This is a genomic window from Peptoniphilus hominis (ex Hitch et al. 2025), assembly GCF_040096015.1.
Lineage (GTDB): Bacteria > Bacillota > Clostridia > Tissierellales > Peptoniphilaceae > Peptoniphilus_A > Peptoniphilus_A hominis.
In genome coordinates this window covers 40,121-49,416 of record NZ_JBBMFO010000012.1, presented here as the reverse complement: position 1 = coordinate 49,416, position 9,296 = coordinate 40,121, and the positions used below count along the sequence as shown (strand labels likewise).

Sequence of the window (9,296 nt, the reverse complement as noted above, 5' to 3'; positions counted from 1 at the left end):
TCAAAAGAGTTACATATTTCATCAAGCCAGTTATTAAAAGCAGTGGTACAAGCTTTAAATTCTTTTAAATTAGATTCCTCAGCTCTTTTTATCCATTCTCTTAAAGATTTAGTGGCTATAACTTTATTGGGTTTAGTAAGAACATATTGGTATCCACAGGGCACACAGTAAAACAGTTCATTTAACCTATATGCTAATTTTATATCTTCACTAAAACTAAGCATTAGAGAAACATCTTCAGCTTGGTCAGAGCTTAGCTTAGAAGCAGGTTTTGTAAGTAGGATCCTACTTCTCTTAAAATATTTTCTAAGCTTAGAAGAAATATCTTTTTGAATCCTCTTTCTAACATTCTCTAAAGCCCATGAAACTTGTCTAATGAAATGATACCTATCAACTATATGAATAGAATTCTTAAAGAACCTATTCTTAACAGACTTGAAAGTATTAGACATATCACTTACAAAGAACTTAACCCCAAGTCGCTCCTTGTTACGAACTTTTTTAAATCTAATACTTATGAGAATAAGAAAAAAATTTACTAGCTTTTCACTTATTATTAACGAGCAGCCTCTAGAACAAGAATTGGAGTTTTGCAAATAAAAATTTTGAATTTTTAAAATTCAATTTTATATTAGGAGAAATGGCGTAAAAATGAGAAGCTTAAAAATAATTTAAAATAAAAAATTTGATTATTATTAAAAACTAATAAAAACTTCTCCCACAAAGCAGAAATCCTTTCCAGAATATGAAATGTGAAGCTTTTGTGAAATTTTTAAATCTGAAAAAATTCCCTTGAATTAGAATTTCAAAGTAATATAATGGGAAATGCACAAGGAAAAGAAAAGAGTGGTGATATTTTTGAAAGAAAGTATAGATAGTATTTTAGCAATAGATAAAAAGACTAGAGAACTTGTCGATAATACTGAAAAAGAAATTGAAGGCATAAAAAAAGACCTGAGAGAAAAGTTGACTGACATTGAAAATGAATCAATTGAAAAGTCAAAGGCCCTTGGAAAAGAAAAGAGCGATGAAATTTTAGCAGACTTTGAAAAGAAAGCTGACAATTTGAGAAAAGACAACGAGAGAAATTTAAAGGAAATCGAAGAATTTTACAATAACAATTCTGACAAATTCATAAAGGATGCCTTTGACATGGTGATTGGAAGGAAATCAAATGTTTGAGGGTCTAAAGGCTTTAAACGCTAAGATTTCAAAAATGTATTCTGATTTCTTGGTTTATGAGGATTTTGAACAAATTGCCGACAGGGACAATGTCAGAGACTGCCTCTCATATCTAAAGGAAAAGAAATTTCCAACTATTGATTCTTTTTCAGATATTTATGAAATTGAAGAGTTCTTGGAAAATTATAGAAGAAGTCAAATTATAAAGCTTCGTGGTTTTTTACCACTGAAGTATGCTGATTTTTTGAAGGCTTATTTAGAGAGAATAAATGTTGAAAAAATCACTAAAATTTTGAGAGCTCTTAGAATGAATAGGGAGCCAAAAGTGGATAAGCTTGTCATTTCGGGCAAGAATATTAAATTTAATGATGAGACTTTTGAATCCTTTATAGATAATTTAAGGGACACTCACTACTATGACTACCTAAAAAATTACAAGTCCTCCAAGGATGAAGATGCTCTTTTTTCCATTGAGATGAACTTGGACAAGTTTTATTACAGAAATTTAACTGAGTCTATAAAGTCCCTATCCAAGGAAGATGTTGATGAGTTTAAAAATATTTTTGGTGTAAATATTGATTTACTAAATATTATTTGGATTTACAGAGCCAAGAAGTATTACAATATTGCTCCAGAAGAAATTTTTAATTTTACTATTTTTGGTGGAAATTATAATTCTGAAAAACTTCTTCAGCTTTCCTACTTAGATGAGGGCGAATTTGAAGAGGAGATAAAAAATTCTAAATACGCTGTTCTTTTCGAGGCAGGCAGAGTTATAAGAACTGGTAGAACTGCCAAGAAGACCATGTATGGCATTGCCAAGAAGAACTTTAGAAGGACTGATGGCATTGGCAAATTTATGAGTTTTTTAGTTCTTTTGGATTTTGAAATAGCAAATATTGAGAGAATCTTGGAAGGCACAAGATTTGGCTTAAGCAAAGAAGAAAAGTTAAAATATATGATTATTGATAGAGAGGGAAGTGAAGAAATTGGCCGTTGAAAAAATGAAGGTCACTAATATCATTGGCAAGATAGATGATATGGATTCTGTCATTCTTGACATTTTGAATTTAAAATGTATGCAGTTTATGTCTGCTGAAGCAAATATGGCAGAAAACAAGTTCACATTTAGTTTGGACAATGAAGAAAATTTAGAGAGAAATCTTGAACTAAATTATATTTCACCTATTGAAGAAGATGAGGCACATAAGTCCTCTGCCAAGCAAGCAGCTGAAATTATGGACTTCTTGGGAATCGACAAGATTGAAGATTCCTATTTCGAAAGGGTTAATGTCCATGAAGATATTGATGCTTTTGTAAAAAACATCAGTGAAAAGATCAATGAATATGAACAAACTAAGGAAAATTTAAAAATTCTTGACACCTTAAAGGAAAACTATGAACTCTTTAAGAATGTTGACATTGATTTGAGGGACATAGCAGACTTAAAGTACTTCAACACTAGATTTGGTTTCTTAGACAAGGATGCCAGATATAGACTTAAGAAAAATTATGGCAATATTCTCGCCATGATTTATCACACTGGCACAGTTGACAACAGGGAACTTTTCCTTGTTATTTATCCTAAGGAAACTGAAAAGGATGTTGACAGGGTCCTAAATAGTTTGAACTTTACTGAAGTTGAACTTCTTGGAGAAAATGTAGAGGGAACGGCTAGTTTAATCTACAAAAATCTTGAAGAAGAAGAGGAAAATGTAAAGAGAAAAATTTTTGAAATAGAAGAATACAAAAAGAATCTTTTGGAAAGCAGACATGAAGAGCTAAAGACTACTCTTGCTCACATGCTTTCCTATGAAGAAATTGAAAAAGCTAAGAAGTTTATGCTTAGGTCAAATAAATATTTTTATCTTTCTGGTTGGCTTGGTGAATCTGACAAAAAGAAGTTAGAAGAAAAGCTCGCTAGATACAAGAATATTGATATTGAATATTTTGATCCCAAAAGCGAAAACATGAAGACACCGACAAAGTTAAAAAACGCAAATTTTTTTAAGCCCTTTGAGCTACTAATAAATATGTATGGAACGCCTAATTATGGAGAATTTGACCCAACTGTAATTTTTGGCATAACCTACATGATTCTTTTTGGAGCAATGTTTGGCGACTTGGGTCAAGGGGCTGTATTTGCAATTGCCGGACTAATGTTGGGAAAGAAGAACAAGGATTTTGGTGGTCTTCTTCTTAGAATGGGCGCATCTTCCATGTTTTTTGGCTTGATGTACGGTTCAGTTTTTGGAAGCGAAGAAATTATTCCCGCAATTTGGTTCAGACCCTTTGAAAATATAAATGATACTCTTGTAATTGCAATTTACTTTGGCATTATTTTACTTGCCCTAGCCTATGGCATTGGCATTTACAATAGACTAAAAAGTGGCAGACCAGATGAAGCCTTTTTCTCCAAGGAAGGTTTTTTGGGAGTTGTAATTTTTGTAGCAATGATTAATATTGGCATGTCAGTTATGGGAGCAAGTGCTCCTCTTCCTATGAATATTTCCCTAGGAGTCTTAGTGGCAAGTTTATTGATCATGTTACTAAAAAGACCTATTCTTAAAGTTTTATTTAAGAAGGAGACAGAAGGATCTGCCTCAGATTATTATATTGAGTCCTCCTTTGGTCTACTTGAAGCTCTTTTATCAACTATGTCTTCAATAATTTCCTTTATAAGAGTTGGCGCCTTTGCAATAAACCACGTTGGTTTGTTCTTGGCATTTAAGACTCTGGGAGAAATGGTTGGTTCAAGTGGAGGAAATATTGCAGTTTTAATTTTTGGCAATATTTTAATTTTGGGACTAGAAGGTTTAATCGTATTTATTCAATCTCTTAGACTTGAATATTACGAAATGTTTAGCAAGTATTATAGTGGTGACGGCGTACTTTTTGAAGCCGATAAAATTTATTAATGAGGAGTTTAAAGATGGAAAAAATTATTATTTTCGCAGTTTTAACAGTATTTTCAATGGTAGTTACAGGTTTTTATTTCATATACAAGGGCACAGACAAGAACAGAAAATTTGCTCGTGCTGTTTTGAAACTTAACCTATTTGTTTTTGCACCAGTTTTTGTATTTGGATTAATTTCCCTTGTACCACAAATGGCATCAGCTGCAGCAGCTGCTCCAGCATCTGGTAATGGTCTTGGCTTTTTAGCAGCTGGTCTTTCAACTGGTCTTGCATCTCTTGGTGCAGGTGTTGCCGTTTCTAATGTAGGTTCTGCAGCTATTGGCGCTGTATCAGAAGATCCTAACATTCTTGGTAAATCAATGATCTACCTAGGACTTGCAGAAGGTATTGCTATTTATGGTCTTATCATTTCAATTATGATTCTTGGAAGACTATAATGAGATCAATTCTTTTAACATCAAATGACGATATAATTAACGGCCTTCGCCTTGCAGGTGTAAGGTCTGTTAAATGTAATGACAGAGCTGAACTATTAAAAAATTTTAGGACTTTTACAAAGACTGAAGATATTGGAATAATAATACTAACTTACTCTTCTTTTAAAGAAATTAAGGATGAAGTTTTAGAATTTAAACTTACAGGAGATCTTCCTCTAGTTGTAACTATTCCAGATCTTGACGGCGCGATGGAAGATGATTTTATTTTGAAATATGTCAGAGAATCTGTCGGTGTGAAAGCTGTAGGTGATTAAATGATTTTACTTGAAAACAAAATTGCCATATTCAACAAAATTGTTTTTCTAAAGCAAAAGGAAGAATGTGAAAAGAGGATAAGAGAGGAAAGGGAAAAGGCTGATAAGATTTTGGCTGAAAAAATTGAATCTCTTAAAAAGGATGAAGAAGCCTTCGTCAATAGGAGGGTTACTCTTGCCAAGAGAAGGGGCTATGAACTTATTGCCTCTGTTGAAGAACAAAAGAGAGTTCTCTTCTTGGAAGAAGATGAAAAGTTATTAAATGAACTTTTAGAAACTCTTTCACAAAAACTTTTGGAATTTACCAAGACAGATGAATATGTAAATTTAGAAACTGAAAATTTTAAGAATATTTTAGATGAAATAGATGAAAAAAGCATTTATCTTTATGTTAAAAACAATGAAAATGAAAAACTCATTGAAAAATTTAAAGAAATTGCCAAGGAAAAGGGTGTTGACTTAATAGTTGACGAACTTTTTGAATATCATATTGGCGGTTTTATAATCTCTGATATGGATAGGACCTACAATATCAACTTGTCTTTAAAAAATAAACTTGAAGACATGAGATATGAAATTGGTTCTATGTTACACGAAAAATTAAAAGAAAGAGGTGAAGTCATTGGAAAAGGCAACAATTAAATCAGTTGACGGACCCGTTGTAATTGGAAAAAATATGGCTGACTATAAAATCAGAGAAATGGTTCTTGTTGGCGAAAAAAAATTAATTGGAGAAGTTATTTCAATTGACGGAGACCTTGGCACAGTGCAAGTTTATGAAGAAACTGAAGGCTTAAGACGCGATGAAGACATAATCTCAACTGGCGCTCCTCTTTCTGTTAAGCTTGGACCTGGCATGATTAGGGGTATCTTTGATGGTATCGAAAGACCTCTTGAAGTTATAAAAAAGAATCACGGGTCCTTTATGCCTGAAGGCCTTGGACTTATTTCCCTAGACGAAGAAAAACTTTGGGATGTAACTTTTAAGGTTGCCCTTCACGACAAGGTTCATGGTGGACAAATTTTTGCAGAAGTTCCTGAAACTGACATTATCACTCACAAAGTCATGATTCCGCCAGAAGTTAGTGGCGAAGTTGTAGAAATTCTTGACAACGGAAAATACAATATTGAAACAGTTTTATTAAAGGTAAGGGACGAATATGGCAAGATAAATGAAGTGAAGATGTACCAAAACTGGCCAGTAAGAATTCCTAGACCAGTTAAGGAAAGACTTCCCATTGACAAACTTCTTGTAACTGGACAAAGAGTCTTCGATGTATTTTTCCCAATTGCCAAGGGCGGTACTACAGCAATTCCTGGTGGATTTGGTACTGGTAAGACTATGACTCAACACCAAATAGCAAAGTATTGTGATGCCGACATCATCATCTACATTGGCTGCGGTGAAAGAGGAAACGAAATGACAGAAGTTTTGGAAGACTTTCCAAAGCTAATTGACCCTAACACAGGAAAGGCCCTTATGGATAGGACTATTCTTATAGCCAACACATCTAATATGCCCGTTGCCGCTCGTGAAGCATCAATTTACACTGGTGTAACTATGGCAGAATACTTTAGGGATATGGGCTACCATGTTGCTCTAATGGGCGACTCAACTTCTCGTTGGGCAGAGGCTCTTCGTGAAATTTCTGGTCGTCTTGAAGAAATGCCAGCAGAAGAAGGCTATCCTGCTTATCTTCCATCAAGAATTGCAGGCTTCTATGAAAGAGCTGGCTATGTAAAAACTCTATCTGGCTCTGAAGGTTCTGTAACTCTTATTGGTGCAGTTTCACCAGCTGGTGGCGACTTCTCTGAACCAGTAACTGAAAATACAAAGAGATTCGTAAATGTATTCTTGGCACTAGATAAGGAACTTGCCTACTCAAGACACTATCCTGCCATTAACTGGATGAACTCCTACTCAGGCTATATTCCACTTCTTAAAAATTACTATGACATGAGACTTGACGGAGACCTTCCTGATCTCAGAATAAAATATTTAGACTTACTTCACAAGGAAGCCAAGTTAAATGAAATTGTAATGTTAGTTGGGGAAGATGTCCTTCCAGATGAAGAAAGACTTGTCCTTGAAATTTGTCGTGTTGTAAAAGTTGGATTTTTGCAACAAAATGCCTTTAACCCAATTGACACCTTTGTGCCTCTTGAAAAGCAATTTGAAATGTTAAAGACAATAGACAATCTTTATGAAAAGGGAAAGGAAGCCTTAAAGCTTAAAATTCCAATTTCAGTAATAAAGAACGATGGTCTTTACGGAAAAGTAATTAACATGAAATACGATATAGAAAACGAAAACTTAAAGAAATTTGTAAGCTTAAACAATGAAATCAACGATTTTTATGGAGAGCTTAGCGCAACTTATGGTGATGTAGAATGAAAAAAGAATATTTAACACTTGATAGAATTGAAGGATCGCTACTAGAACTTTCAAATCTTCACAGAGTTAGTTACGGTGAAGTTGTAAAGATTATATCAAAGGACGGCAAGAGATCAGAAATTGGTCAGGTTATAAAAATTGATGACGACAAGGCAATTGTCCAAGTCTTTGGCAATAACTTAGGCGTTTCCACAAAAAATACTAAGGTAGAATTTTCTGCCCATCCCTTTGAAATTCCCCTTTCAGGAGAAATTTTGGGAAGAGTATTTAACGGAACAGCTAAGCCTATAGACAAGGGCGGTGCCATCTACTCCAAGGATGTTTATAACATCAACGGTAGACCAATTAACCCATCAGCAAGAGAATACCCAAGAAACTTTATTCAAACAGGTATATCTTCCATTGATGGACTTATGACATTAATTAGAGGACAAAAACTTCCAATCTTTTCAGGTTCAGGTCTTCCCCACAATGAAGTTGCTGCACAAATTGTAAGGCAGGCAAAAATTGCCGACGAAGGCGGAGAAAATAACTTTGCCATAGTCTTTGCTGCCATAGGTGTAAAGCATGACGAAGCTGACTTCTTTAGAGAAAGCTTTAAAAACTCTGGCGTAATTGACAAGGTAGTAATGTATATAAACTATGCCGACGACCCAATTATGGAAAGACTTATTGCACCAAAGTGTGCCCTAACAGCTGCAGAGTATTTAGCCTTTGAAAAAAATATGCAAGTTCTTGTAATAATGACAGACATCACTTCCTATGCTGAAGCCCTAAGAGAAGTTTCATCATCAAGAGAAGAAGTACCATCAAGAAAGGGCTATCCAGGACACCTTTATTCAGACCTAGCAGCTCTTTATGAAAGGGCAGGTATGATTAAGGACAGCTCTGGTTCTGTAACTCTTATTCCAATTTTAACTATGCCTAATGACGACATCACTCACCCAATCCCTGACTTAACTGGTTATATTACAGAAGGTCAAATTGTAGTAAGTCGTGATTTATTCTCCAAGGGAGTTTATCCACCAATAGATGTACTTCCATCTCTTTCAAGACTTATGAAGGACGGCATTGGAGAAGGCTACACAAGAGAAGATCACCCAGACCTATCCTCTCAACTTTTTGCATCCTATTCAAAGGTACAAGAAACTAGAGCCCTTGCACAAATTATTGGCGAAGATGATATTTCTGATGATGAAAAATTAGTTTTAAAGTTTGGCGAAGAATTTGAAAAGAGATTTTTGACTCAAGACCAAAATGAAAATAGAGATATAGAAGACACCCTAAATTTAGGTTGGGAATTATTAAAGATACTTCCTCCTGAAATGATTGATAGAATTGATCCTAAGTTAAAAGAAAAATATTTAGGTGATAAGAATGGCAATTAAGGTCACACCTACTAAGGCAAATTTAATAGCATCAAAAAATGCCCTCCTACTTGCAGAAAAGGGTTATGACCTCCTTGACAAGAAGAGGACAGTCCTCATTAAGGAAATGATGGACTTAAATAAAAATGCCAAGAAGCTTCAAGCTGAGATAGAAGAAAAATTTGCAGCATCCTATGGAGAACTGGTTGAAGCCACAATTTCTATGGGCGCCCTTTCCTTAAAGGAAATGGGAGAGGCAGCTCCTAATGAAAAAGAATACGAAATAATTTCTCGTTCAGTAATGGGGCTTGAACTGCCTAAAATTAAATACAACAAGGCAGAAGTGAAGGCAGACTATTCACTTCATAAGTCTAATGCAGCCTTTGACAGGGCAAAGATAAATATTTCTGAAATCCTTCCAGTCATTTATGAACTTGCAGAGATTGAGACATCTGTCTTTAGACTTGCCAACGAAATAAAAAAGACTGCCAAAAGAGCAAATGCCTTAGATAAAATTCAAATTCCCAAGTACAAGCACATTATTAGGGAAATTGAAGATATATTGGCAGAAAAAGAAAGAGAAGACTTCTTTAGACTTAAAAAAGTAAAAAATAAAAAGAATAGAAAAAATAAAGAAGTTAAAGAAAATAAATAAAGAAGAATAAGATCCTAGAGCTATTAAG

Annotated in this window: 10 protein-coding genes; 9 read left to right on the top strand and 1 reads right to left on the bottom strand. The window is 34.4% G+C overall.

From position 1 onward, the window contains the following. Nucleotides 1-452 (bottom strand): transposase (locus tag WMO19_RS05140; protein WP_349170540.1); only part of this gene is annotated, 452 nt, incomplete at its 3' end. Nucleotides 453-858: 406 nt separating this feature from the next. Between WMO19_RS05140 and WMO19_RS05135 the strand changes: the two genes are divergently transcribed. Genes WMO19_RS05135 through WMO19_RS05095 form a run of 9 tightly spaced genes read left to right on the top strand, consistent with a single transcriptional unit; the run spans nt 859 to nt 9,268 of the window. After that, a complete protein-coding gene (locus WMO19_RS05135) occupies nt 859-1,182 on the top strand; it encodes a hypothetical protein (RefSeq protein WP_332086534.1) in 324 nt (107 codons plus the stop codon). Further along, nucleotides 1,175-2,182 (top strand): V-type ATPase subunit, encoded by a 1,008-nt coding sequence (locus tag WMO19_RS05130; protein ID WP_349170538.1) that lies wholly within the window; start codon nt 1,175-1,177, stop codon nt 2,180-2,182. Before WMO19_RS05135 ends, WMO19_RS05130 begins: the two co-directional genes overlap by 8 nt. After that, nucleotides 2,163-4,100: a V-type ATP synthase subunit I gene (locus tag WMO19_RS05125; protein ID WP_349170536.1), complete on the top strand. Its 1,938-nt coding sequence runs from the start codon at nt 2,163-2,165 to the stop codon at nt 4,098-4,100. The genes WMO19_RS05130 and WMO19_RS05125 overlap by 20 nt, the downstream gene beginning before the upstream one ends. A gap of 14 nt (nt 4,101-4,114) precedes the next feature. Beyond that, nucleotides 4,115-4,537 carry an ATP synthase subunit C gene (locus WMO19_RS05120; protein ID WP_019124869.1) on the top strand — a complete coding sequence of 141 codons (423 nt, stop codon included), beginning with the start codon at nt 4,115-4,117 and terminating at the stop codon, nt 4,535-4,537. After that, nucleotides 4,537-4,851, top strand: a complete 315-nt coding sequence (locus WMO19_RS05115) for a V-type ATP synthase subunit F (RefSeq protein ID WP_349170534.1) — start codon at nt 4,537-4,539, stop codon at nt 4,849-4,851. Before WMO19_RS05120 ends, WMO19_RS05115 begins: the two co-directional genes overlap by 1 nt. After that, nucleotides 4,852-5,493, top strand: a complete 642-nt coding sequence (locus WMO19_RS05110) for a V-type sodium ATP synthase subunit E (protein WP_019124867.1) — start codon at nt 4,852-4,854, stop codon at nt 5,491-5,493. Beyond that, on the top strand, nt 5,474-7,246 hold the full coding sequence (locus WMO19_RS05105; RefSeq protein WP_349170532.1) for a V-type ATP synthase subunit A: 1,773 nt from the start codon (nt 5,474-5,476) through the stop codon (nt 7,244-7,246). Before WMO19_RS05110 ends, WMO19_RS05105 begins: the two co-directional genes overlap by 20 nt. Then, nucleotides 7,243-8,634: a V-type ATP synthase subunit B gene (locus tag WMO19_RS05100; RefSeq protein WP_349170530.1), complete on the top strand. Its 1,392-nt coding sequence runs from the start codon at nt 7,243-7,245 to the stop codon at nt 8,632-8,634. The genes WMO19_RS05105 and WMO19_RS05100 overlap by 4 nt, the downstream gene beginning before the upstream one ends. Continuing rightward, on the top strand, nt 8,624-9,268 hold the full coding sequence (locus WMO19_RS05095; RefSeq protein ID WP_349170529.1) for a V-type ATP synthase subunit D: 645 nt from the start codon (nt 8,624-8,626) through the stop codon (nt 9,266-9,268). Before WMO19_RS05100 ends, WMO19_RS05095 begins: the two co-directional genes overlap by 11 nt. Nucleotides 9,269-9,296 lie beyond the last annotated feature (28 nt).